General features: G+C 49.9%; 18 protein-coding genes. 10 read left to right on the top strand and 8 right to left on the bottom strand.

All coding sequences use genetic code 11. The annotated features are described in order from the left end of the window. Window positions 1-17: 17 nt before the first annotated feature. Both BTA51_RS16080 and BTA51_RS16085 read right to left on the bottom strand, forming a co-directional pair. Entirely contained in the window at window positions 18-1,556 is a 1,539-nt protein-coding gene (locus BTA51_RS16080; RefSeq protein ID WP_094709020.1) for a type VI secretion system contractile sheath domain-containing protein, read from the bottom strand. A 184-nt stretch (window positions 1,557-1,740) separates the two neighbouring features. After that, window positions 1,741-3,495, bottom strand: a complete 1,755-nt coding sequence (locus BTA51_RS16085) for a methyl-accepting chemotaxis protein (RefSeq protein WP_094709022.1) — start codon at window positions 3,493-3,495, stop codon at window positions 1,741-1,743. Window positions 3,496-3,832: 337 nt separating this feature from the next. Here BTA51_RS16085 and BTA51_RS16090 point away from each other — a divergent pair, with 337 nt between their 5' ends. The 3 genes from BTA51_RS16090 to BTA51_RS16100 all read left to right on the top strand — a co-directional run bounded on the left by BTA51_RS16090 (window position 3,833) and on the right by BTA51_RS16100 (window position 7,182). Next, window positions 3,833-4,453, top strand: coding sequence for a LysE family translocator (locus tag BTA51_RS16090; protein WP_210404848.1), 621 nt, complete (start codon window positions 3,833-3,835; stop codon window positions 4,451-4,453). 429 nt (window positions 4,454-4,882) lie between these two features. Next, window positions 4,883-5,731 carry a hypothetical protein gene (locus BTA51_RS16095; RefSeq protein ID WP_094709026.1) on the top strand — a complete coding sequence of 283 codons (849 nt, stop codon included), beginning with the start codon at window positions 4,883-4,885 and terminating at the stop codon, window positions 5,729-5,731. A gap of 539 nt (window positions 5,732-6,270) precedes the next feature. Continuing rightward, the gene (locus BTA51_RS16100; protein WP_141215617.1) at window positions 6,271-7,182 is read left to right on the top strand and encodes a hypothetical protein; all 912 of its coding nucleotides are present in this window, start codon (window positions 6,271-6,273) and stop codon (window positions 7,180-7,182) included. A 1-nt stretch (window position 7,183) separates the two neighbouring features. Here the strand turns inward: BTA51_RS16100 and BTA51_RS16105 are convergent, their stop codons facing one another. The 3 genes from BTA51_RS16105 to serA all read right to left on the bottom strand — a co-directional run bounded on the left by BTA51_RS16105 (window position 7,184) and on the right by serA (window position 11,862). Further along, window positions 7,184-8,389: a hypothetical protein gene (locus BTA51_RS16105; protein ID WP_094709030.1), complete on the bottom strand. Its 1,206-nt coding sequence runs from the start codon at window positions 8,387-8,389 to the stop codon at window positions 7,184-7,186. Beyond that, complete coding sequence (locus BTA51_RS16110; protein ID WP_094709032.1) at window positions 8,386-10,410, bottom strand: DUF3857 domain-containing protein; 2,025 nt, start codon at window positions 10,408-10,410, stop codon at window positions 8,386-8,388. Before BTA51_RS16110 ends, BTA51_RS16105 begins: the two co-directional genes overlap by 4 nt. Before the next feature lie 222 nt (window positions 10,411-10,632). Continuing rightward, a complete protein-coding gene (serA, locus tag BTA51_RS16115; protein WP_094709034.1) occupies window positions 10,633-11,862 on the bottom strand; it encodes a phosphoglycerate dehydrogenase in 1,230 nt (409 codons plus the stop codon). Window positions 11,863-12,398: 536 nt separating this feature from the next. On the opposite strand from serA, the gene BTA51_RS16120 reads away from it, so the two are divergent. The 6 genes from BTA51_RS16120 to BTA51_RS16145 all read left to right on the top strand — a co-directional run bounded on the left by BTA51_RS16120 (window position 12,399) and on the right by BTA51_RS16145 (window position 18,572). Continuing rightward, the gene (locus BTA51_RS16120) at window positions 12,399-13,802 is read left to right on the top strand and encodes an FAD-binding oxidoreductase (RefSeq protein ID WP_094709036.1); all 1,404 of its coding nucleotides are present in this window, start codon (window positions 12,399-12,401) and stop codon (window positions 13,800-13,802) included. Continuing rightward, window positions 13,799-14,452: a fumarylacetoacetate hydrolase family protein gene (locus BTA51_RS16125; protein WP_094709038.1), complete on the top strand. Its 654-nt coding sequence runs from the start codon at window positions 13,799-13,801 to the stop codon at window positions 14,450-14,452. The genes BTA51_RS16120 and BTA51_RS16125 overlap by 4 nt, the downstream gene beginning before the upstream one ends. 432 nt (window positions 14,453-14,884) lie before the next feature. Further along, window positions 14,885-17,056, top strand: a complete 2,172-nt coding sequence (locus tag BTA51_RS16130) for a malate synthase G (RefSeq protein WP_094709040.1) — start codon at window positions 14,885-14,887, stop codon at window positions 17,054-17,056. Between the two features lie 318 nt (window positions 17,057-17,374). Beyond that, a complete protein-coding gene (locus tag BTA51_RS16135) occupies window positions 17,375-17,761 on the top strand; it encodes a DUF2306 domain-containing protein (protein WP_094709042.1) in 387 nt (128 codons plus the stop codon). A gap of 30 nt (window positions 17,762-17,791) precedes the next feature. Next, a complete protein-coding gene (locus BTA51_RS16140; protein ID WP_094709044.1) occupies window positions 17,792-18,046 on the top strand; it encodes a DUF2164 domain-containing protein in 255 nt (84 codons plus the stop codon). Window positions 18,047-18,212: 166 nt separating this feature from the next. Further along, a complete protein-coding gene (locus BTA51_RS16145) occupies window positions 18,213-18,572 on the top strand; it encodes a VOC family protein (RefSeq protein WP_094709289.1) in 360 nt (119 codons plus the stop codon). 67 nt (window positions 18,573-18,639) lie between these two features. Here the strand turns inward: BTA51_RS16145 and BTA51_RS16150 are convergent, their stop codons facing one another. From BTA51_RS16150 to BTA51_RS16160, 3 genes are all read right to left on the bottom strand, one after another. After that, the gene (locus BTA51_RS16150) at window positions 18,640-19,731 is read right to left on the bottom strand and encodes a YafY family protein (RefSeq protein ID WP_094709046.1); all 1,092 of its coding nucleotides are present in this window, start codon (window positions 19,729-19,731) and stop codon (window positions 18,640-18,642) included. A gap of 82 nt (window positions 19,732-19,813) precedes the next feature. Beyond that, a complete protein-coding gene (locus BTA51_RS16155; protein WP_094709048.1) occupies window positions 19,814-20,383 on the bottom strand; it encodes an HD family hydrolase in 570 nt (189 codons plus the stop codon). A 155-nt stretch (window positions 20,384-20,538) separates the two neighbouring features. Continuing rightward, complete coding sequence (locus BTA51_RS16160) at window positions 20,539-23,142, bottom strand: EAL domain-containing protein (protein WP_094709050.1); 2,604 nt, start codon at window positions 23,140-23,142, stop codon at window positions 20,539-20,541. A gap of 209 nt (window positions 23,143-23,351) precedes the next feature. Between BTA51_RS16160 and BTA51_RS16165 the strand changes: the two genes are divergently transcribed. Beyond that, the gene (locus tag BTA51_RS16165; RefSeq protein WP_094709052.1) at window positions 23,352-23,903 is read left to right on the top strand and encodes a GNAT family N-acetyltransferase; all 552 of its coding nucleotides are present in this window, start codon (window positions 23,352-23,354) and stop codon (window positions 23,901-23,903) included. The last annotated feature ends 91 nt before the right edge of the window (window positions 23,904-23,994 follow it).

Raw genomic sequence — 23,994 nt, forward strand, 5'->3', positions numbered from 1 at the left:
ACCCCAAGGCCCCATCACTAACCCCAAGGACCCATCACTGAGGGACTGCCTTCAGCCATGGATTCATAGCCAGGAATCAGGATGGAGTTCTTGTTGGCGACGGAACGCACCGGCATCAGCCCGGCTTGAAGTAACCGGCCGGCGGTGCGGTCCAGCATCAATATTTCTGCGCAGGGCTTGATGGTGGGCTCACCGTCATCGTCGTAGGTATGCAGTGGCAGGCGGTCTACCTCCTGAATGCGACCCAGGGTAAAGGTCCGTCCCAGTTCTGCCCGGTGTTGTGCGACCAGGAGCGTCGCCAGCCACGCGCTGTTGGCCCAGCAATAAAATTCATGGGCTTTCTCGTCAGGCAGTTCTTCAAAGGTAAAGCGTTCTGTAGGCGAGGTGCGTTTGCCGTAAGGCAGCCGCAGCATGAAACGCGGACAGGTCAGTCCCAGGTAAGGGGCGGGTTCAGATTCACGCAGAGCTTGCCACAGCGCCTGGAATTCATCGTTGGCCGGCAGGCTCCAGTCATCGGGGTCCGGTGTTTCAGCAAGGCTCGCACAACCGGCAATACGCTCATGAGCGCCGGCCAGGAAAGGCACCTGAAGGTGGGCTGCCAGCTGGGCGCAGAGCAGAGCCGCTCCGACATGAGACGGCTCGTCGCGGAATATGAAATCACCCATCAAGAGCGAAAACGGTGTCCCTCCCGCGCTGGTGCGACGATCGACCACCAGTTTGTAGAGCCCGGTCTGGGTGAAATCTTCGTTTCCTTCGGCCTCGGTAATGACCTCATCCTGCGAGACATCGGCAATGTAAACTTTGAGATTAGTGTCAGTTTCCAGCCGTTTGATCAAAAGATACAGGCCTTGCCAGCAGGCTTCCAATTGTTGGAATGACGAGTTGTGTAGAATTTTACGCATCAGGTGGCTGGCCGCCTGGTCTACGGCGTTCAGATACTCGTCTTGGCGGGGATCCGCCCGCTTGGTGACATAGGGAGCGAAAATATCTTTGACCAGCCTGGATACGTCGATAGCGCCTCCTGACATCGTTGCACTGGTGGTGCCGCTGCGGCTGTCCAGTAAGGCATCCAGCATGGAGGATTCGGCTTCCTCAGCCGGGGCTGCCGATGCGCTGCTCTCAACCGGTTCTGACGGGCCCGCTGCAGCGGGCTGATCCGGCAGGTCAATCTCTTTGGCTGCATCTGCAAAGGTATCGGTATTCTTTAAGCGCCGCTTAAGGCTTTTGAATTTATCAAACAGGGGAATCCGGTCGTAGATGAAATCCGGATGCATATCATCCAGTTCCCTGAAACTGATCGGTGAATCACTGATGGGAAGGTTCAGGGTGACATTCAACGCAGCGAAGACATCGTCGAAATTATCACGATCGACTTCGTGGATTTTGCGGCTGCCGATAGGGCCTCTTTCTTCCGAGCCGGACTGTCCACTGAAGTTACCCAGGATCAGTACATGAAAAGGTTCTGAGCCTGTGCGTGGAATAGGGGTCGGGGCAGATTTGGTGTTTTGGCCGGTATTCAGTGATATCCCGCCGGTGGACATGGTAGGGCCGGGCATGATGCGCTTCTCCTTTGCTGGCTCGTACTGACACAAATGGTTCTTGGAATGCCATAAGGGTAGCAGATCCGCCGCCGGATCGACGACAGATCTTTATCGATAGATGCCCTGGGTCATTTTATGGTCATAAAGCAGTCAACTATCGTTATACCGTAACTATTTATGGGCACTATATAGCGGACGTTCAGGTGTATTTGAACTGCACCACGATTTCCTGCAGCCGGTCTACCATGGCGTTGAGTTGTTCACTGCTGGCAAGGTTCTGGTCGGCCGCTGACAGCAGGGATTGGGATAATTCACTGATACTGACAATACTCCGGTCGATATTCTCTGCCGCGACTGTCTGCTCCTGAGTGGCTTCACTTACATAGTGGTTGGCTTCGTTCATCGAGGTCACGGCTTCCAGGGTTTGTTGAATGGAGTCACTGGCCTGGGTGACCTGATCAACTGTGCCTTTGGCCCGTTCGCAACTGTCATCCATTTTTTGTACGGCTTCCCGAACGTTATTCTGCAACTGGGTAATCATTGCCTGGATTTCGTCTGTGGAATCACCGGTGCGCTGTGCCAGTGTTCTGACCTCATCAGCCACCACTGCAAATCCTCGTCCCTGGTCTCCTGCCCGGGCGGCTTCAATGGCTGCATTCAGTGCCAGAAGGTTCGTCTGCTCTGCGATGCCGCGAATGACATCCAGGACTGCACCGATGGATTGGCTGTCTTTCTCCAGGCTGCCGACACTTTGCGCAGAATCATTGATGGCTGAAGATAGCTCGTTGATCAGGCGGGTGGTTTCATCGATATTTTGCTGGCCTGATTCGCTCGCGTGTCTGGCTTGCCCGGCCACTTCCGTTGCATGATTGGTGTTTTCGTTAATCCCTTTGACCGTCGCAGCCATTTCGTTGGAAGCGGTGGCAACCATATCGGTTTCCTGACTGAGCCGGTCTGCACTTTCGCGGGTATGCTGACTGACCTGAGCACTGGCCTGGGACGATTTCTGCAGTTCCAGGCTGGTCTGGTTGATATTACGGACGATATCCGAGAACTTCTCCAGCATGGCATTGAATGCCCGGCTGATATCGCCGATTTCATTCTGCTTGAGATAGGCGACCCGGCGGGTGAGATCATTGTTTTGTTCAATGGAGTGGATGACTTCTTTGAGTCGGATAATCGGACGGGTAATGGACCGTGAAAGCAGAATACCGACCAGAATTGTGCCTACCACCGAAATGGCAAGAATAATCAGTACCTGTTTGGCCAGCTGTTTACCCAGGGCTTCAACCTCAAGTCCGGTGCTACGAACTTTATCCGCTGCTTCAGCCACAGCCATACCGGCTTCTCCCACTTGCTGGTTGGCGTCGGTGGCGGCAGTTGTCGCCACCTCCAATATGACCTCAAAGCTGGAGTTCATTGTCATACTGGCGCCTTGGGCGGAGTTGATCTTGGAGCTGATAGCCCGTTGTGGGGCTTCCTCTTTGGTTAATTTCATTGCGCCGTCAATGTCGCGCTTAAAGTCGCTGAGATAGGCCGAGACAAGATCCGCCATATCGGCCATGTCCTCATTGATGGCTGCGATTTGATCCAGGTAGCCTTTGAGTTCGGTTTCTGCTTCTTTACTTTGGGTAATGGCCTGGTCGTCAGCCGTGGTGGCAGATATCAGACTCCAATAAAGAAATTCGGAATAGACTGAATAAGCGGATTGGGTCAGCGCTACCAGCTTGCTGTTTTCCTGCTGCTGCTTCACCAGTTCGGTCTGCCGGTCGATGGCCTGTACCTGGCTTTCCACCAGGTTCTTCTGACCGGCGATCGACTCGACCATGCTGTTCACATCCGACAGCAAATAAGTCATGGCGCCCACCAGAATCAGGACGAACACGAGGCTCATCAATAGCGCCCTGTGGAATATGGTGAAACGAAAATTGATATCTCGGCCAAGAAGTTGCATTTGCTACACCTAAACTGGTTTATCGGTATCCGGACCCGGGGCGACGCCAATGTGGTATCCAATGGGAATGGATGCTCGGGACATGCAGAAGCGGGGCATGAAGATGTGTGGTATACAATACAGGCCTCAAGAACCAAGCCTGACGGGATTCATCGCCCTGGCTCCCATGTGTCCCGTTATTTGTTTATAGCAGAAAATGTGAATTCTGCACGTTAGGAGGAGCGCCGCCAGCTGGGCTCCAGTATGATCCGTATACGTAATTTCCCGAGTATTCAGTGTGAGTGAAGTGATTACAGTGAATCTTTGTTTTCTTTTACGGTATTGAGGATTGTTATCCGTGGAATGGTCAGTTCTGGTGTTGTTTATTCCCACATTCTTTCTGGTCTCGGCGACACCTGGTATGTGCATGACTTTGGCACTGACCATGGGGTTAAGTATCGGACTGCGGCGGACATTTCACATGATGTGGGGGGAACTGATCGGCGTCGGCCTGGTGGCCCTGGCGGCTGTGATAGGGGTAGCCACGATTATGTTGCAGTATCCACGGGTATTTGAGGTGTTCAAGTATCTTGGTGGAGCATATCTGTTTTATCTGGGTATACAGATGTGGTTATCCAAAGGGCGAATGGCCATCCCGAATAACATGGAAGAGGTTGCGGATGTACCCCGGCTTAAGCTGGCTTCACAGGGGTTTGTGACCGCCGTGGCAAATCCTAAAGGATGGGCATTTATGGTATCTCTGCTGCCTCCTTTTATTGTGACTGATCAACCCCTGTTGCCGCAGTTGGCTCTTTTGCTGGTTTTTATACTGGTGATCGAATTCATCTGCCTGGTGCTATATGCCGCAGGAGGTCGCACTTTACGGCAGTTTCTGTTCAACGGAGACAATGTGCGGTTACTCAATCGTATTTCCGGATCGGTGATGATGGCTGTGGGAGTCTGGTTAGCACTACAGTAATGAGTGCAAACAGGTTCCTGAGGGGGGCTCTTGCCCTCCCTGCTCCGTCAATTTGAAAAAACACCTGCGCCTCAGTGCCGCGTCAAAAGCTGCTCAAGATACTCATATACTCACGATGTATGATGTTTTGTCTTATATTAAGCGTGACGTAAATAATGATTTATGAGATAAATTTTGTGCCATATAAATTGTCGTAAATCATTTGAATGTTATTAATTTGTTTCTAATTGTTTTTGGTGTTGAAAGGGGAATGGATTCTCTGTACTCTTGCGCCCCGTTGAGCCACTCACTAGCAAAAGTCTCTTTTATATTTAATGGAAATATATCGATTTTTTTGTTGGAGTATTATCGTAATACTATGTCTGGTGATTGGTGACGCACAATATTAATTTCTTCGTGTATTATTGAAAACAAAAGGATATGTTTTAAATGAAGAAGCTTACATTAGGTGTGGCAATATCTGGTTTACTTTTGGGTGGCGGTGTTATAACTCCTGTTAGTGCGGGAGTGAAGACATCCGTCGTAGCCGAGTTTGGTGTTGGTCCAAGTTATCCTAACTTCTCGGGGGCATCAACCACGCTTATTCAAAGAAAGAATGATGAAGGGAAAGTTGTCGAGTTTCGAGCAATTGTAAAAAGAGATAATACTGCTTATATAAAGTTTCTTCCTGTTGAAAAACTGGGGGATATTAAACTTGCTATATATAATGTTGCATCTCAGGACGGCTGGAAAGATTATGGATATTATTTCTTATGTGATCTTCCTGATGTAGATATTAGTGTTGGTGAAAAAGACTTATCAATTACTGCATTTTGTGCACCTAGACCTGAAGATGGAAAAGCACTTCCTGAACCCTCCGAAGGAGCGTTAAAGCTTCAAGATCTATTGAATCAGATCAGTAATATGACAGTGAACTCATATGATGCTGTTACTGAGGTTGAACCTCAAAAAGCAATCGAGGTTTCCAAATTCGTTACTTATAACATTTGGCTTGAAAATGTATGGATCCCGACAGACCCTCATGCGGAGACTCGTGATCTGATTAGAACCGATTGGGGTTATGAAGGGTCCAGCACCAGACTGAGAGCTTTTGAAGACTTCTATAAGGTGTTGGGTGACAAGTTTTCAGTCTACGAATATTGGCTGGAGAATGTGTGGAACCCAACAGGTCCTCATATAGAGACTCAGGATCTGATCAGAACTAAGTGGGGTTATGAAGGATCCAGCACCAAGCTGAATGCATTTGAGAGTTTTTACGGAAAATTTGAGAATCAATAGAACTTTTTCCAGGTCTCTCTGAGACATTTTTTTCTGGTAGCCGAAGCAATATGTCCCTGATTGGATGAATTCATCTAAAGGATAGGGAATAGTTGTCAGCCCGGAAATCTACCGAAGCCCCGATGAGGTGTCTCATTACCTCATCGGGTGATGATCAGGTATTTTCTTATCGATCTTCCTTCTACGTTACCCCTTATCCAGCGACGTACCTGCTAAACTAATTATCGGGTATAACTCCTCCCTCGCTACCTATAGTTCGTTCCGGCTGTCCAAAGCAACCCTATGGCGATTAACCCCTGACGGTAGAATTCGTGAAGGGGAATAGCATGAAATATCGCGTTGATGATTAATTGGACTCTTAAATGAAGCTAAGCTTTCCAGAGACTAAGGTTGCCCGCATAAAACGGCAGCAAGCCCTGAGCCAAATCTTCATCAACCGATAAGCGTGACAAATTGAAAGAGAGGCGAATATGTGGAGTGATCCTAGTTGGTCCCAGACAGCCAGAAATACCCTAAAATGTACTGTCTGTGACCAGGAAATGAGTTCACCTCCCAGCATCTCTGATTCTGGTGAAGCCGTTTGCTCGTCCATTCAATGCCGACAGGTCTGGCAAAAGAAAGATTCGATGCCGCCTGCCATGTTTCAGCACCACCTCCAGTTTCAGCGTCAGGTTATCAAGGACAGAATTCTCCGGGAGCAGCAGGAGGAGGCACACAGGACCGCCGTTGATGACAGGATTAAGTCTGAGAATCATGTCTTGTTTGAGCGGATTCTGAAAGAATATGGAAACATCCTGCCTGACAGGGTGTCTGCGGAAACTCATCTGATCTCACTCCCGTCCGGAAGCCGGCAAGTCAGCCCTTTAAGGGAAGATCAATTAAGCGAATACCGAGCCCATCTACAGAAGATGATTACCGGCGCTATTGTGACCAACGATGCTGACGATCTTTTTCTGGTGGAGAATGAAGAAAAAGCCTCCCGTACAGATGCTAAGCTGGACCATCAGCCTGAGATTGCAGCCAAGTCAGGTAAGTTTTGTGGATTGTGCAAAGGCGGGTGCTGCACAGCGGGCGGGAATGATGCCTTGCTTGATGTCAGGGGAATTCGCCGCTTCATGTTGAGTCATTCTGAACTCTCTCCGGTTGAGGTGATGGAGGCCTATCTGGCAAGGGTGCCCGAGCAATCCATTGAAGGCTCCTGTATCAATCATACCTCTACGGGCTGCGCGTTGCCGCGGGAAATGCGGTCTGATATCTGTAATGGATATTTCTGCGATGCGGTGAAGGCCCACAACAGTCTGTTGCAGGATTCACCGGAAGACAGGGTGATCGCCATCGTCAGGGGTTACGCCAATTTCCGCAAATACCATGAAGATGCCGATCACAGTGTGCAGGAAGTGGCCATTCTGGATGACCGGATGCTCCAATTGATTCCTGCCATCAATTTGTAACTCAGGAAGTCTGCACTCCTTCCGTAATCCAGTCCGCGAATCCGGGCAGCGACCTTAATGTCTCAAGACGTGGGTTGTTGCGCAGGTATTCCTCATCAATCTGATAATAGAAACGGTCTCGCAATACCTTCAAGGCATCGAAGGCAAGCTCAGGCTGGTTTATTTGCAGAAACAGGTCTGTCAGCGTGAAGAAAGTGGAATCGAAAGTCGGTTCAGCCTTGATGGCTCTGAAGCAGAAGTCTGCCGCCTGTTGGAACTGGCCAAGGGCAGCATGTTGCTGACATTGCAAATTGAGAATCGCCGCATCCTGTGCAAGGGAGCGCGGGAGTCGGGAAAAGTGTTTCAGTGCAGACTCATGGCGATCAAGAGCCAGCTCAGTATAGGCAAATAACAATTGATGATTTGCCGAGTCGGGGAAGCGCTGGTAAAACTCCCTGTAGTAGGACCCCGACAGGTCTTCTGATGCGTTAACTTCCACTAGTGCCTGAAGGTAGAGAAAGAGTTCATTGTCCTGGACATAAGTAGGAAGGCGGTTATCAAAGTTCTCTATCTGACCGTTTTTAATCTCTTTGAAGTTTTTCAGGTAAGCAAGAACTTCCCTGGCTCCCGACTCATTTCCCTCAGAGCTGAGTTGGATGACTTCTTTCAGGGTCAATGCCGTCAATGTCGACATTCGATAGCCCAACAGGAATTCCTCTACATCCACAAACTGATATTGATCTTCACTGGTTTCACGGTAGTGTATCTCCAGGTAATCCAAACCAGATTCAGAATATATTCTGTACAGAATCGTCTGCTGTTGAGCGTCGATGTCAACAAGTTGAACGTCTTCAGCCTTTTCATACAGAGACGTGGCTTCTTCCAGAAAGCTGAAAATAAATTTGGGATTTTTGCTCAGAGCCTTGTTGATCGCGACTTTGTGTGCCGCTTTCAGCCCCTGAACTTTGGCAACCTGCAGCATAAAGCCTTCATGATCATATCGCTGCAACATCTGGTCAAAGTCTTTGTTTCTGAGATCCTTCAACAGATCAAAGGCAAACTGCTCAAGGTGATCTGACGGCATGGATGCTGCGGCGGCTTGTTCCCCGGCTTGGGAGGGAGTCTCGCCCGGTTTTTGGGGTGTATGAGTGCAGCCGGTCAGCACCAGGGATATTGTCAGTAATGAGAGCAGTGTTTTGAGGGCGGCCTTAATCCATGGAGCGATCACAGGGCTTCCCCTTCTGGTGCAGCAAGAGCCCTGAGTGAGTCCAGGATACGGGTGAGGGCATTGCCGGTATTCTGGAGTTTGGGGTCATCGTCCAGCAGGTAGGGTTGCCATAATTCATCACGTATATGTTCCCTGGCTTTGACGTATTGGTCCACGTCAGAAGCTGCAATCGCGTCCCGGTTGACCTTCAGCTCATGGCTGATGCTGAGGGTTTTATCCAGGTAATCTGTCTGCTGCTGGTATTCCAGCTCATCCATTTTCTCACTGATGCGCGGGTTGTCTATCGCCATATCGATATGCTCAGGGTAGGTGATATTGACCTTGTGCAGGATATCGATGGGGCCCTTCATATAAATAGGTCCCTTACGTTTGGTGGTTTGCGGTAGATAGAGATAGTCGTTCAGTGAATAGGCGTAGGTTTCATAGTGCAAAGTGTTGTCTTTGCTTTCAAAGAAATTGGCAATACGGTACTTCTCGATGGTGGTGAACTTGTTATGTTCTTTATCATCAAAGGTCTGGATTTGACCCGCATCGGTCAGGCCCGGGTAGATTTGCACCATATAGTTGTAATAGTCATTGGAGATCGACTCCAGCGAAGAGTTGGCAAACCTGCGGCGGGAGGAATCTGCTTCGCTGCCGTAATACACGGTGATGATTTCGTGCTCGACCGGCGCCCGATAGTCGATAACGTGGAAGTTTTCGGTGGTTTCGATTCTCGGCAGGCTGGACTCGGGCAGGCTCATGTCTTCCAGGTCTTTTGTACCCGCGATAATGGGTAACGCTTTGCCGAAGTTGTGGTATCCAAGTACTTCCAGACCACCGTCCTGAAAGCGACGGGTAGGGTCGAGCCAGTAGCGTTTGCCGTGGATGTCCACCATCGTGATCACGTGATCAAATGGGCCGGGGGAAGGCGCATAGTTGGCAACACCTTTGCCCAGATCCCATGACACCAGAGCAGGGTGGGCTTCGATATCCAGCGCGTGAAGGATGGTAATCAACAGCAGTGTTTTATCCTTGCAGTCGCCATAACGGTTTTCCAGCGTTTCCCGGGCAGAATGGGGAAGGTGGGAGTTCTGGCCCATTTCTATGCCCACATATCTGATTTCGTCCTGGGCGAAGGCCAGGGCTTGGGTGACAGCCTCTTCAGAAGGGAGTTTCTTCAGGCGCTGGACTAATTCCCTGAACTCAGCAGAATCGGGAAGCTCTGTCTGATACAGCGGCAGAGCCCAGTCCACAACGTCTTTCCAGCTATTGAAGTCGGTAACGCTGATAAAACTGCCGGGTTCATACCATACGGGGTAGTCTTCTTCCCAATAGTAGGCAGCAATGTTGCTGTTTTCCCACTCCAGTACCTTCATGTTGTTTGCGGTATAGGTGTGAGGTGTGGATTCATCCCGGTGGTGCTTGACCTGCAGATTGAGGGTTTCCGGATAAACGATGCGTGTGCTGACTTTAGAAACCGGGACCGTCCAGTTTAGTGAAAAGGCGGTAAAGAAGTGGTCGCCAAAAATAGGATTCTGGCCGCGGGTGGAAAAGCTGTAGTCGACGGTGTCACCAATACGGGTGCCTTTCAGGTAAATCAGACTGGTGACGTAGCCGTTGATCATGTCCTGGTCGAGATCCTCTTCCTTGCGGACCATTTGAATATCTTCCGGAGCCAGACTTCTGACCACCTTGCCGTCACGGATCACATCAAGGCGGTGCCAAACCAATTCCTCATACTCAGGATTGAACTTGACTTCAATCTTGGACGTCGCCTCGAGGCCTTCCAGGTTAACCGGTTGCTCAACGTAGCGGTAAAAGTCCTGCTTCACCTTACCGGCATTAAACTGTCGGTCCACCAGAAGATAGTTGGTGGCCCCTTGTGCGGGAGTGACGGGGGTGCCGGGTGAGACAGATTTAACCCACGATGGTTCTGCTTCGATATCGAACCTGTAACCATTGGAGGTAAAGGATTCTGCGTGGGCGATGAGAGGGGATCCAACTAACAGGATCAGGGCGGCATTGCTTAAAAATTTCATTTACATCCGTGCTCAACTGCTGGCGACTGGTTATTAATTACAGCATCCGTGCCCCATGTGGGCAAGATTTTATCGATCCTTTGGTGATAGGGTCGAGGTTTAAGAAGACGTATCAGACAAATAAAAAAGAGGGGGCAATCGTGATTGCCCCCTCCGGGATGGCTACAAATGGGTTAACGGATAGAGCTTATTGCCCAATCCATTAAATGCTTTGCTTAATCGCTAGAAAAGCACCCGACAGCGGATTGTGCCCTTCACAGAGCGCAGTTTGCTGAGAGCCAGATCGCTGTATTCCTTATTGATATCGACGACCACGTAGCCAACTTTCTCGTTGGTCTGCAGGTACTGGCCACATACGTTGATACCGTTCTCGGAAAACACGTTGTTGATTTCCGACATAACCCCCGGCACGTTTTCGTGAATGTGCAGCAGGCGGTGGTTCTCCGGATGCGAAGGCAATGATACCTCCGGGAAGTTGACCGAGGTGACGGTCATCCCTGTATCACTGTATTTCGCGAGTTTTTCGCCGACTTCCCGACCGATATTTTCCTGGGCTTCCATGGTGCTTCCGCCGATGTGGGGAGTCAGGATGACATTGTCGAATTCACGCAACGGAGAAATAAACTCATCTTTATTGGTGCGCGGTTCAACCGGGAACACATCGATCGCCGCGCCCAGTAGTTTCTCTTCATGCAGGGTCGCCACCAGAGCTTCGATATCGATCACGGTACCGCGTGATGCGTTGATCAGAATGCTCTTGTCCTTCATGGCAGCAAGTTCTTTGGCGCCGAACATGTTCTTGGTCGCCGGAGTTTCAGGAACGTGCAGACTCACGATGTCGCTCATCGCCAGAAGCTCATGCAGGCTGTCTACCTGAGAAGCATTGCCCAACGGCAGCTTGGTGACCACATCGTAGAATACCACCCGCATTCCCAGACCTTCCGCCAGGATGCTCAGTTGTGTGCCGATGCTGCCGTAGCCGACAATACCCAGGACCTTGCCGCGGATTTCGTAGCTGTTCTTGGCAGACTTCATCCACTCGCCGCGATGTGCCGCCGCATTTTTTTCAGGAATTCCACGCAGTAGCAGAATGGCTTCGGCAAGTACAAGCTCCGCGACCGAACGGGTGTTCGAATAAGGCGCGTTGAATACCGCAACCCCTTTCTCCAGGGCGGCACTCAGGTCAACCTGATTGGTTCCAATACAGAAGCACCCAATAGCAATCAACTTCTGCGCGTGTGACAGCACGTCTCCTGTCAGCTGAGTCCGGGAACGGATGCCGATAAAGTGGGCATCAGCGATTTTTTCCTTCAACTCGGCTTCTGGAAGAGAACCGGTGTGATATTCAATATTGGTGTAGCCAGCGGCGTTCAATGTATCCACCGCAGACTGGTGAACTCCCTCAAGAAGAAGGAATTTGATCTTGCTTTTGTCTAAAGACGTCTGGGTCATATCGGGTTGAACCTTCTAATCTGCTTGGTCGCTGCGCTGTTTATCCGGCCCTGTTTGGCGATAAAATTCCATCAGATCGTTTCCCATCCCTTTAAACCTAAGGGGGGATCAACAGCGAAGGGCGCGTATGATACCATATGTGTCGCTTTTTGACTTGCAGATTTAAATATATTGTGAAAGCCCTGGTTTTTCTGGTGCCGGGCCTGGAGGCCTTGTCTTCATTGAGTTTCAGGCATGCGGTGGTTTAAGCCGTAAGCAGTATTCATACAGATTATGTTGACTATTATCGCGAGGGCGCTGGAAACCGAATCTTCTGATATTTCATTTTTTGAAGACTTCTGTATAACCGGGAGCAGAGTAAATTCCACCCAAATGGAATATCAGAAGATCCGTATTTGGTACTTTGATTGTCTTAGGCGCTGAGTTCGTATTAAGGACTTGGTGGCATTTGGCCACCTTAAGTCACTGAAGTACCAGGCTCGTTTTAAAAACTTAAGTTCGTTTTAAATACTGTTAAGAGTGAATAGAGAGAAGTTATGACCAAGGTTCCGGCTGAACAGATAGTTGAGCGTCTTCAAAGTGTAGTCACCACCGGAAAGGTGTTAACAGATGCTGATGCGTTACAGGCCTACGGTTCAGACTGGACCAAAAAATTCTCCCCCAATCCTTTAGCTATTGTGCTCCCTAAAACCACTGAAGAAGTGCAGGCAGTCGTACTTGCAGCCAATGAGCTTGGCTTCGGACTGGTGCCGTCCGGTGGCCGTACCGGTCTCAGCGCTGGGGCGGTAGCTGCGAATGGTGAAGTAGTGGTGGCGTTTGACAATATGAATCAGATCCTCGACTTCAACAGTGCTGACCGTACTGTTCTGTGTCAGGCGGGTGTCGTAACTGAGCAGCTGCAGAATTTTGCGAAGGATAATCAGCTTTACTATCCGGTGGATTTTGCTTCGGCAGGTTCCAGTCAGCTGGGTGGCAACCTTTCCACGAATGCCGGCGGGATCAAGGTGATTCGCTGGGGGATGAGTCGGGACTGGGTTGCCGGTCTCAGGGTGGTCACCGGTAAAGGTGATATTCTTGAACTGAACAAGGATCTGGTGAAAAACAACACCGGGTACGATTTGCGCCATCTGTTTATCGGAGCCGAGGGTACTCTGGGCTTTATTACTGAAGCCACCATGAAGCTGACCCGTCAGCCGAACAACCTGACGGTACTGGTACTGGGGCTCAGCCATTTCAATCATGTCATGGACGTCATGCAAACCTTCTCCAACAAACTGGACCTGACCGCCTTTGAGTTCTTCTCTCATCAGGCGATGGAGCATGTGCTTGAGCATGCCGATATTCCACGCCCATTTGATAGCGAAGCCCCATACTACGCATTGCTGGAATTTGAATGTCTGACAGAAGATATGCTGGATGATGCGATGGGGCTGTTCGAGACCTGTGTTGAAAACGAATGGGTGGTCGATGGTGTTATCAGCCAGAGCGAAACACAGGCCATTAATCTGTGGCGTCTGCGGGAAGGAATCTCTGAGAGCATTGCTCCCCACACTCCCTATAAAAATGATATCTCTGTCGTGCCGAGCAAGGTGCCTGAATTCCTGGTTCGAATTGATGAGATCGTCAGCAAAGAATATCCGGATTTCGAGATCATCTGGTTTGGCCATATTGGGGACGGGAATCTGCACCTGAATATCCTCAAACCGAAAGACCTGCCGAAGGAAGAATTCTTCAAGCGGTGTGAGCAGGTGAATACGATGGTATTTGAAACGGTAGAAGCGTTTCGCGGCAGTGTTTCTGCTGAACACGGCGTAGGTCTGCTGAAGAAGGATTATCTTCAGTACACCCGCAGTCAGGAGGAGTTGGCTTACCTTAAAGCCATCAAGCAGGTGTTTGATCCCAATAACGTCATGAATCCCGGCAAGGTGATTGACCTATGATGCATGCGAGGATGGCTTCAGGGGAGGAGTTCTCCTCTCCGGTGAGCAAGGTGGTGTGCGTCGGTCGTAACTATGCTGAGCACGCCAGGGAACTGAATAACCCCATACCCACCACGCCTATCCTGTTTATTAAGCCAAACTCCAGCCTGACAAGGCTGGAAGAGGGTGTCTCTCTGTTGCCTGGAGAGAACGTCCACTATGAGGCTGAACTTGCGGTATTGCTGGGTCGTCGCATGAAAAATGCTGACCAAGCGGAGGCCCGCGCTGCGATCGTTGGTTTAGGGATTGCTTTGGATCTGACCTTGCGTGAAGTTCAGGCAAAGTTAAAGGAAAAGGGGCTGCCATGGGAGGTTGCCAAGTCCTTTGACGGGGCCTGTCCTTTGTCCTCGTTCCAGTCGGTATCAAACCCTGAACTGGAAAATCTGGAATACCGATTGCTGATCAATGGTGAGCTTCGCCAACATGGGGTGACTTCACAGATGCTGAATTCCGTCGCCCGATTGCTGGCCTATGCGTCGAGTATCTTTACCCTGGAGGCAGGCGATGTTGTGCTGACCGGAACGCCTTCAGGAGTGGGGCAGTTGCAGAGTGGGGATCAGTTGGCCTTTGATTCTTCGTTCGGTATCAGCCTCAATTGCGAGGTGCGTTAATCCTGTTTGGCTGTCCTGCCAGCCTGTACGGATAGGGGTGCCGTACAGGTCGATTTCTCCTTATTTGTCTCAATGATGATCTCTGTGCGTTTTCATCACCGATTTGTCTATTTTCCTCTTCAACCCCATTCCTCTCTATCACTCAATTTACTGGACTTTCGAGGGTATATAAATTCTGTGAATACCCAAGATTCATTCATCACCCCCCGTTTGGGCATGATTCCCTAGGTGTTTTCACGTACAATACCGCACTTTCACTGCCCCTGTGTATATACTGATTCGTCTGCCTGCTGTGCTGGCGTATCCATACATAAGTCAGGCAGAGCCGCGAAGATGGATGGGGACCCGTTTTCGTGGTGGTGTTAAAGCAATGCGAGTGCACTTCCAGCAAGGAATGCCCGTACAACGTCTAGAGTGTGTTGAGGCTTATATATGACTGAGAGAGTCCAAGTTGGCAGCCTGCAGGTTGCCAAGGTTCTGTACGATTTTGTGAATGAAAAAGCGATCCCCGGAACAGGCTTGTCTGCTGACAGGTTCTGGTCCGAAATGGAAGCCGTACTCACAGACCTGGCCCCTAAGAATAAAGCGCTGCTGCAAAAGCGGGATGATATCCAGGCAAAAATCGATGAGTATCACAAGACCAATAAAACCATCGATGCTGCCGCTTATAAAACCTTCCTGCAGGAAATCGGATACCTGCTTCCTGAAGGGGAAGAATTCCAGGCAGTTACACAAAATGTCGATCCTGAAATCGCTACCATGGCTGGTCCACAGCTGGTAGTGCCTGTGATGAACGCACGTTTTGCGTTGAATGCCGCCAATGCCCGCTGGGGCAGCCTGTATGATGCCCTTTACGGTACCGACGTTATTTCTGAGGAAGGCGGAGCCGAAAAAGGCAAGGGCTACAATCCTGTTCGCGGTGCCAAGGTTATTGAATTTGCCCGTAACTTCCTTGACGAAGCTGCGCCTTTGGCTGCCGGTAGCCATAAAGATTCTGCCGGTTATGCGATTGCAGACGGCAAGCTCGTCGTATCCCTGAAAGATGGTTCCACCACAGGTCTGCAGGACGAATCCAAGCTGGCCGGTTATACCGGTGATGCTGGTGCGCCGACAGGTATTCTTCTGCAAAACAACGGCCTGCGCTTCGAAATTCAGGTTGATGCGGACAGCCCTATCGGTAAGACCGATGCGGCAAGCGTCAAAGATGTTCTGATGGAAGCGGCTCTGACAACAATCCAGGATTGCGAAGACTCGGTCGCGGCGGTGGATGCTGACGATAAAGTCGTTGTTTATGGCAACTGGCTTGGCCTGATGAAAGGAGATCTGGCGGAAACCTTCGAGAAAGGTGGCCAGAAGATGACCCGGACCCTGAATGCAGATCGTACCTACAGTGCACCTGACGGTGGCAGTTTCACTCTGCCTGGCCGCAGCTTGCTGTTTGTGCGTAATGTCGGACATCTGATGACAATTGATGCCATCCTGGATAAGGACGGCAATGAAGTTCCTGAAGGTATTCTGGACGGCATGATCACCTCTTTGATTGCCATGCATGACCTGAAGGGCACAGGTAACCTGCGTAACTCCAAGACCGGCAGTGTCTATATCGTTAAGCCGAAAATGCACGGTCCGGAAGAAGTGGCATTTACCAATGAACTGTTTGGTCGTGTGGAAGATGCTCTGGGACTTGAGCGCTTCACGCTGAAAGTAGGCATCATGGATGAGGAACGCCGCACCACGGTCAACCTCAAAGAATGTATCCGTGCTGCCAAAGAACGTGTTGTCTTTATCAACACCGGCTTTCTGGATCGTACTGGTGATGAAATTCATACCAGCATGGTGGCGGGTCCTGTTGTTCGTAAAGCGGTGATGAAGCAGCAGCCATGGATCAACGCTTATGAAGACTGGAACGTGGACACCGGTCTGGAAACAGGTCTGAAAGGCCGTGCCCAGATTGGCAAAGGCATGTGGCCGATTCCGGATGAAATGAAGCAGATGCTGGATGCCAAAATCGGTCATCCGATGGCGGGTGCCAACTGTGCCTGGGTTCCATCTCCAACGGCAGCGACTCTTCACGCGTTGCACTATCACAAAGTGAATGTGGCTGATCGTCAGGAAGAGCTGGCGAGGCGCGAACATGCTTCACTGGACGCCATTCTGACCATTCCTTTGTTGGGTGATACCCCGCTGAGTGCGGACGATATCCAGAAAGAGCTGGACAACAATGCCCAGGGAATTCTTGGCTACGTAGTACGCTGGATTGATCAGGGTGTTGGCTGTTCCAAGGTTCCTGATATCAACGATGTAGGCCTGATGGAAGACCGGGCCACTCTGCGTATTTCCAGTCAGCATATCGCCAACTGGTTACTGCACGGTGTCTGTACCGAAGAGCAGGTGATGGAAACCATGAAGCGCATGGCGGCGGTGGTTGATCGTCAGAATGCGAACGATCCACTGTATCGTCCGATGGCTCCAGGATTTGATGACAGCGTAGCATTTCAGGCTGCCTGTGATCTGGTCCTGAAAGGAACCGAGCAGCCAAACGGTTACACCGAGCCTCTTTTACATGCGTACCGTCGCAAGGCAAAGGCTAAGTACGGAGCTTGATTTTATATATATGTACGAAACCTGTTGTGCATATTGGAAGCAAATCATAAGGGTGGCAAACCCTTCGAGTGCGAGAGCCAAGAAAAACAATAAGGCAACGAGCTAGGGCAAAAACACTAAATTAAACAAACCCCTTAGTTTAACCCGGTCATTGGCCGGGTTTTTTTTCGCCAGCTAAAAACAAGGTGACTTGTTGATGCTAACCGGCCACACTTGTACGGTTTTATTGATCGTGTAACTTTCTATTGATCGCGTGACTTTCTATTGATCGTATAACTTTCTATTGATCGTGTAACTAAGGGAAGGAATCTTCAATTCATGACCTACCTGCAGCTTGCGTACCTGCATCTGATCACCATCGTTCCTGCATTCCTGATTGGTACCTTTCTGATACTCTCGCGAAAAGGAACCTTTGCCCACAGGAAACTGGGGCCTGCTTACATGCTGCTTATGATAACCTCTGCTGTTGTGACACTGTTTATGCCTGCCAGAGTGGGGCCGACGTTGTTTAAGCATTTCGGCTTGATACACCTGTTAAGTTTGCTGGTGCTTTATTCCGTCCCGACCGCGTTTATTGCGATTAAACAGGGCAACATTAAAAAGCATCGGGCTAGTATGACGGGCTTGTATTTTGGTGGGCTGATACTTGCCGGCATATTTGCATTGATGCCGGGCCGTATGCTTAACCAGTGGATATTTGGGTAAGCTCAGGACAATCGTGCGAGGGAGTGGAGTATGTCCATAATCGAATTTTCAAAAGAAGAAAAAGATATCTTGGTGAAGAATATACAGGCTTATTTCAGAGAGGAGCTGGAGCAGGACATTGGTAATTTTGATGCCCAGTTCCTGTTGGATTTCTTCAGTGAAAAGATTGGTCCCTATTTTTACAATCGGGGGTTATATGATGCCCAGGCTGTGCTGGAAAAAAGGTTGGACAGCATTGCCGAAGCCATTTACGAAATCGAGAAGCCGACAGAGTTTGTGAGATAGCTTAGCTCGTAAGATCGTATGGCTCGTAAAATAGTAGAGCTCATAAGATACCAGTACTCATAAGATACATGGCTCATAAGATAGTAGAGCTCATAAGGATTTAAATCGCCATCAGTCTGGCGAAACGGATATGTCCATCGATACGGAATACCTTGGAGGGATGACTATGAACGAACATGAAAAATTAAATTATGTGGAATACGCAGCCAGGGACCTGGGCGCTACCAAAGCATTCTTTGAAAATGCCTTTGGCTGGGACTTTGTAGATTACGGGCCTGAATATTCTGCGTTCTCCAATCAGGGATTGGATGGCGGTTTCTACCAGGCGGATCGATGTTCAAGTACGGAATCCGGTGGAGCTCTGGTCGTATTCTATAGTGAAGATCTCGAGAGCACACTGTCGAAGGTCGAGTCAGCGGGAGGATCGATTAATAAGGCCATATTCTCTTTTCCTGGTGGCCGTCGCTTTCACTTTATTGAGCCCAGTGGGAACGAGTTTGCCGTCTGGAGTGATAAGGGTCTGTAAGCGGAACGATAAGAGATTGTAAGTAGGTTGATATTTATGGGCGGAGTTAGTTTCCGCCCTGATAGTGTCATTCGTAGGCCTTTAAAGTAACCCGTAGATAATCCCTCAAGTCTTTTCGTATCATTTCCGGTTGTTCCACGACAGATTCCGGCCCCAGGCTGATCAGCCAGTTGCGCAGCTGTATCGTTCGTCTGACATTTGCCGTTAGATAGTAGGTATCATCGTCTGCCCGAATAATTTCCTGGCTGCCGCTGATGGGGTTCTCGATCAGGTCGTCGATCAGGTTACTCTTGCGCTGGAAAGGCTTGATACATAACTTCAATGAATATTCCCGGGTGTCCTCGGGTTCGATATAAACATCCATATGACCGGCCTCCAGATAGGCCCGCAGACTGAAGTCTGGAGGAATCCTGGCAGTCTGGTTACCGATATAGATCGATTCAATTTTATGAATCAGAAAGTGGCGGTATTCGTCCGGCTGGTCGACGTCTTCATGTTTCTTGCCGACCAGATAGAGCTTGGGCAATAGAATCGCCACACCAAATGGATGTACCTGATAGTCTTTGCCGCGATAGCGAAAATGAAGCTGCCGGTTGTGCAGAATTCCGCGATAGATCGTATCCAGATGTTCGACATCAAACTCTGCCGGCTGCAGTCTTTGTCCCCGCTGGTAGAACTCTACCGATTCTTTTAACCGGCTATAAAGTTGGGGGGAAAGGCTTTGTTCACTTTGCTCCAGCCGGTGCTCTGCCTGGGCAAAAAAGCGTTCGAGTTCCGAAAGCGTGTTGCGTGGCAGGAGGTTCGACAGATGTTTCTTGGCCATGGCAAAGGCGATGGCCATATATTGGGGCATCTTCTCATAATCGAACTGCAGGCTGGCGTAGGGATCCAGTTTCCACAGCCAGCTTTTACCCACGCCTCTGACAGCCAGCAATCCGAACTCGTTGGTGGGTTCGCTGTCTTCCTCGTCAAAGCCGTCATCTTTCCCGTAAAGAAAATTCATGTCCCTTTGAACCAGTCGTTTTAACGCGGCCGGGCTTTGGGATTCATCCAGATAGCCTGAACCCACAAGGTGATTAAGAATTTCCTCCGTAGATTTCTCCGTCCGTGTTGAGCGAAGAAATTCCAGGATAGTCAGACGTCGGATAAATGAGGACATAGGCCGTAATCAGGTTCCTGTTTGCTTTTTCGGTTATTGATCCAATCGGCTTGATGAGGCTTCAATCCTCACAAAAAACAGGCTATTTAAAATATTGTCGAATTTCCTGGCTGGCCCATTCCCACAGGGAAGATGATCCCTTCTCTATCTGAGGGCCGCAGCGATTGAGTACTTTGGCTTCATCCACATTGAATGTCTCCCAGGTGCCGCCGTCAGTGGCCAGGTTATGCAACACTGGCTGCAATCGGTCGAGAGCCTTGGCGAAACGCGCATCGGGGGTCGTGGCCTCTTCGAATTCGTCCCAAAGAGTACGCAGGTTTTTTCCCTGCTGGTCGGGAAGCAAGCCAAACAAGCGGTCAGCGGCTGCCTTTTCTCTCTGTTCCTGTTCGGATTTATCGCCGTTGCCGTGGAGAGGCACATCTCCCGCATCCACCTCGACAATGTCGTGGATCAGCAGCATTTGTATGACTCTGCCCACATTCACCGGTTCATTAGCGTACTCTGACAGGATCATGGCATACATGGCCAAGTGCCATGAATGCTCGGCGGAGTTTTCCTTGCGGGATTTATCGATCAGCAGGGTTTGCCTGATAATGCCTTTAAGCTGGTCGATTTCTCTTAGAAATTCCAGTTGTTGCGGCAAGTGCTCCATAGGGCTGGCTCTTTCCTTCAATTCAAAAATGGTGTCTATAAATACGTTATAGATCGAGTCAAAAAATGCGTTCTGCTGAGCAACACTTTACACACTGTGTGAGGCGGGAGCCAGGGGGACGTCAAAACGCCACCTTGGTCAGTTTACTTTTTGGGTCAGTTCGCTTTTGGAATCGATGAAGGGGAGTCAGAGTAGGAGGCCAGCCAGACGACGAACTTGTCGTAGGGCAAGGGTCTGCTGACATAATAGCCTTGCAGATAATCGCATCCCATTTCCTGCAGGTTATGGCAGGATCTTTCCGTTTCCACACCTTCGGCGACCACATCAAACCCCAGGTCATGACACATATTGACCATGGTTTGAACGATAATGGCATCACCGTTGCTGGACTCCATGTCCATGACAAAGGAGCGGTCGATTTTAATCTCTTGTACAGGGAGCTGTTTGATATAGGAGAGCGACGAGTAACCGGTGCCGAAGTCATCAATAGACAGGCGTATGCCGAGAAGATTCAGGCGTTTAAGCACCGCGAGTGCCCGGCGTGGATCGTCCATCATGGCGGTTTCCGTGACCTCAAGAGACAGACGGGACGGTGCGACCTGATGTTTTTCAAGAATCCGGCGGACGGTTTCGGCAAAGTCTTTCTCTTTCAGGTTAATGGCCGAGATATTCACTGCCACGGCGAGGTCGTAGCCCTTCTGAATCAGTAGCGCGATTTTTTCTACCGCATGGTTGATGACCCAATGGGTTAAGGGGTGAATGACCCCGGTTTGCTCAGCAATAGGAATAAATTCGTCTGGTCCGATGAAGCCATGTTCAGGATGCTCCCACCGAAGCAGGGCCTCCATGCCGTTGATGGTGTTATCCCGCGTGGAGACTTTCGGCTGGTAGTGCAGGCTCAACCCGTCGGTCAGAATCGCTTTGCGGAGTTCTCCAGCCAGGCTCAGGCGACGTTCATTGTAAGGATTCAGGTTGTCTGAGTAGTGGGTGACAAGGTTGCCGGAACGTGAGCCCATCTCGATGGCAATTTGGGCATTACGAATCAATGTCGAACCATCGACAGCGTCTTTTGGAAAACTCACGGTGCTGGCGATGCCGCCTATGTCGATCATCAGGCCTTTGAACTCTATCGGCTCGGCGATGCGTGCGGTCAGTTGGGCGAACGCGGCATGTGGATCGGGGTTCTGTTCGGGGTCGATCAACGTCACAAAGGTGACGCCGTCGACGGCCACAATATGGTACTTGTGGGATTCGGTGTTATCCATCATCACCGAGCCGGGAATTGCCTGCACCCATTCGTTCAGTTCATGGGTCAGCAGCTTTAAAAGCTCATCTGCCTGAAAGTGTCCCAGGGTCTTGTTGACCTCGTGAAATCGCTGCAGATGCACCATTCCCAACAGCAGAGGTTTGCTGAGTTTTTTATGGCGGCAGGTCTTATCAAACCAATTTTCAAAATATATCCGGTTCGGGGTGCCGGTAATGGGATTGTGCAGAGCAGAGTAGATCAGTTTTTCTTCTGCCAGTTGCCGCTGACGGGTCTCAATCAGAACCTTTTCCTGAGCTTTGAACCGCTGTTCCCGCTCACTGTTGAGTCTGTCTGCCAGTGCCATCGACAGTAATACGGCTTCCATGGCTGAGCCGAATTGCAGGCCGTTTTCGGTCAGGAAGGTTCTCGGAACCCAGCCCATTTTGTTGAAGGCCAGAACCAGGGCGGCCAGGGTAATGCTGAACCAGGCCAGACTGTAGAAGCGGGCGATGGTGTGTCCTTTGGCCCATAGATAAGGGCCGACCAGGAGACAGGCTGTGGACACAGGGACCACCGTTGCCAGGGATAATTTGATTGAGGTCTCATAGTTCAGGAACAGCGCACATACCAGATTGGCAGCACTGACCCAGCCGGCAATAGTGAAGAATATATTCATCTTCGGGGCGTGTTCGGCCAGATTCAGAAAATTCCGGGTAAAGAAAGCGGTAAACAGCACGATGCAGGGGACAAAAATGAGAATCCCCAGGTCCTGAAGGTAAGGGTGATTGGGCCACAGATACTGTGAAGGGATTCCATGGATACAGAGCTGCACTGCTGCAAAGCTGAACACAAAGGAGATGTAGTACAGGTATACCCGTTCCCTGAGTGATAAAAACAGGAACAGGTTGAACAGTATCATGACCAGCATCATCCCGTAGTAGATGGCATTTCGCATCAGATCCGTCTGGTCATGGGTGTAGAAGTCGACCTCGGCAGCCATGTGAACGGGCACTTGTAATGAGCTTTCGCTTTTAATTCGCAGGTAAATCGTGCTGGTGCCATAGCTGTTGAGTTTGATGGGGAACACAAAGTTCCGATGCTCTATGGCCCGACTACTGAAAGGATGTCTGTCTCCCGTGCTGTAGTGCTGGACAATGGTATCGCCGCTGACCTGAAACAGTTCGACGTAATCCAGGAGCGGGTAACCGATTTCCAGTAATCTGTCTACGGCCTGGTTGCTGGTATTGCTGATGTCGAAACGGAACCAGAAAGTGGAAGTGGTGTAGCCCATGTTCGGGGTGTCTGCAGTGTTTTGTTGCCACTCCAGGGTCTGATCGTCTATCAGGTCAAAAATGTTGACCAGATTGGATGAGTCTTCAAGATACTCAAGATTGGGTCCAACGGATACGGGATTCCAGATATGATCGATAGCTACAGTTGGGCTAGCTCCTGACCGGCCGGCCAGAAGAAAGAGTGCAATTGTTAAAAAAACTTTAAATCCCTGATAAGTCATCTAATTTGGAATTATTCTGTTGCGACCAATACTGTGTCCAGGGCGTAATTGGAACATATTATGGTGAATAGCCTTCTAAAATCAGGCGTTAAGAACACCATATAATTTACAGTTAAGCTGTTAAACATGGCTCTGTCCATAAGGTTTACGTTGCGTTAAGTAACGGGCTATTACATCTTTGTTGTACGTGGAATAGGAAGATTTAGTGCATGGTATTTGATACGGAGCGGTTGGTGGTAAGGGAACTGACAATGGGGGATACGGACTTTGTGATCGACATTCTCAATGATCCTGACTTCATCCGAAATGTGGTTGACCGGGGTGTCAGAACCAAGGAAGACGCTGAAAACTATCTGCTGGAGGGACCGCTAAAAAGCTACAGAGACCATGGATACGGATTGTTTGCCGTTGAGTTGAAACCTGGACAGAAGATAAAACAGGGACAGATAGAAACCGATAATAAAGTCGCCGATAAACCTATTGGTTTGTGTGGCTTGATCAAGCGGGACTTTCTCGCAGCCCCTGATATCGGATTTGCTTTTCTGCCGGATTTTCGCGGGCAGGGATATGCGAAAGAAGCGGCCATGGGCACCTTGCGGCTGGCCAGGGATGAACTTCATATTCCCCAGGTGATGGCAATCACCAGCAAGGAAAATGTTGATTCGATGACTCTGCTGATCAAGCTTGGAATGAAAATGTCCGGCACAGTGACCTATCCCGGCAGCGGAGAAGAACTCAATCTATTTATCAAAGATTTATAGGGTTTCTTTCGCCGGAAGACAATCCAGATCAACCAAAATTGAAAGCTGTTTCAAGGCTAAAACACGGTGACTGACTACGTAGAAAATACGT

The organism is Hahella sp. CCB-MM4 (assembly GCF_002260525.1).
Classification (GTDB): Bacteria; Pseudomonadota; Gammaproteobacteria; order Pseudomonadales; family Oleiphilaceae; genus Hahella.

Excerpts from the sequence above, each read along its gene's own strand:
- BTA51_RS16155 (WP_094709048.1), bottom strand. The coding sequence starts at position 20,383 with ATGGAGCACTTGCCGCAACAACTGGAATTTCTAAGAGAAATCGACCAG.
- BTA51_RS16145 (WP_094709289.1), top strand. The coding sequence starts at position 18,213 with ATGAACGAACATGAAAAATTAAATTATGTGGAATACGCAGCCAGGGAC.
- BTA51_RS16110 (WP_094709032.1), bottom strand. The coding sequence starts at position 10,410 with ATGAAATTTTTAAGCAATGCCGCCCTGATCCTGTTAGTTGGATCCCCT.
- BTA51_RS16135 (WP_094709042.1), top strand. The coding sequence starts at position 17,375 with ATGACCTACCTGCAGCTTGCGTACCTGCATCTGATCACCATCGTTCCT.
- BTA51_RS16080 (WP_094709020.1), bottom strand. The coding sequence starts at position 1,556 with ATGCCCGGCCCTACCATGTCCACCGGCGGGATATCACTGAATACCGGC.
- BTA51_RS16085 (WP_094709022.1), bottom strand. The coding sequence starts at position 3,495 with ATGCAACTTCTTGGCCGAGATATCAATTTTCGTTTCACCATATTCCAC.
- BTA51_RS16095 (WP_094709026.1), top strand. The coding sequence starts at position 4,883 with ATGAAGAAGCTTACATTAGGTGTGGCAATATCTGGTTTACTTTTGGGT.
- BTA51_RS16160 (WP_094709050.1), bottom strand. The coding sequence starts at position 23,142 with ATGACTTATCAGGGATTTAAAGTTTTTTTAACAATTGCACTCTTTCTT.
- BTA51_RS16140 (WP_094709044.1), top strand. The coding sequence starts at position 17,792 with ATGTCCATAATCGAATTTTCAAAAGAAGAAAAAGATATCTTGGTGAAG.
- BTA51_RS16100 (WP_141215617.1), top strand. The coding sequence starts at position 6,271 with ATGAGTTCACCTCCCAGCATCTCTGATTCTGGTGAAGCCGTTTGCTCG.
- BTA51_RS16130 (WP_094709040.1), top strand. The coding sequence starts at position 14,885 with ATGACTGAGAGAGTCCAAGTTGGCAGCCTGCAGGTTGCCAAGGTTCTG.
- BTA51_RS16150 (WP_094709046.1), bottom strand. The coding sequence starts at position 19,731 with ATGTCCTCATTTATCCGACGTCTGACTATCCTGGAATTTCTTCGCTCA.
- serA (WP_094709034.1), bottom strand. The coding sequence starts at position 11,862 with ATGACCCAGACGTCTTTAGACAAAAGCAAGATCAAATTCCTTCTTCTT.
- BTA51_RS16125 (WP_094709038.1), top strand. The coding sequence starts at position 13,799 with ATGATGCATGCGAGGATGGCTTCAGGGGAGGAGTTCTCCTCTCCGGTG.
- BTA51_RS16120 (WP_094709036.1), top strand. The coding sequence starts at position 12,399 with ATGACCAAGGTTCCGGCTGAACAGATAGTTGAGCGTCTTCAAAGTGTA.
- BTA51_RS16165 (WP_094709052.1), top strand. The coding sequence starts at position 23,352 with ATGGTATTTGATACGGAGCGGTTGGTGGTAAGGGAACTGACAATGGGG.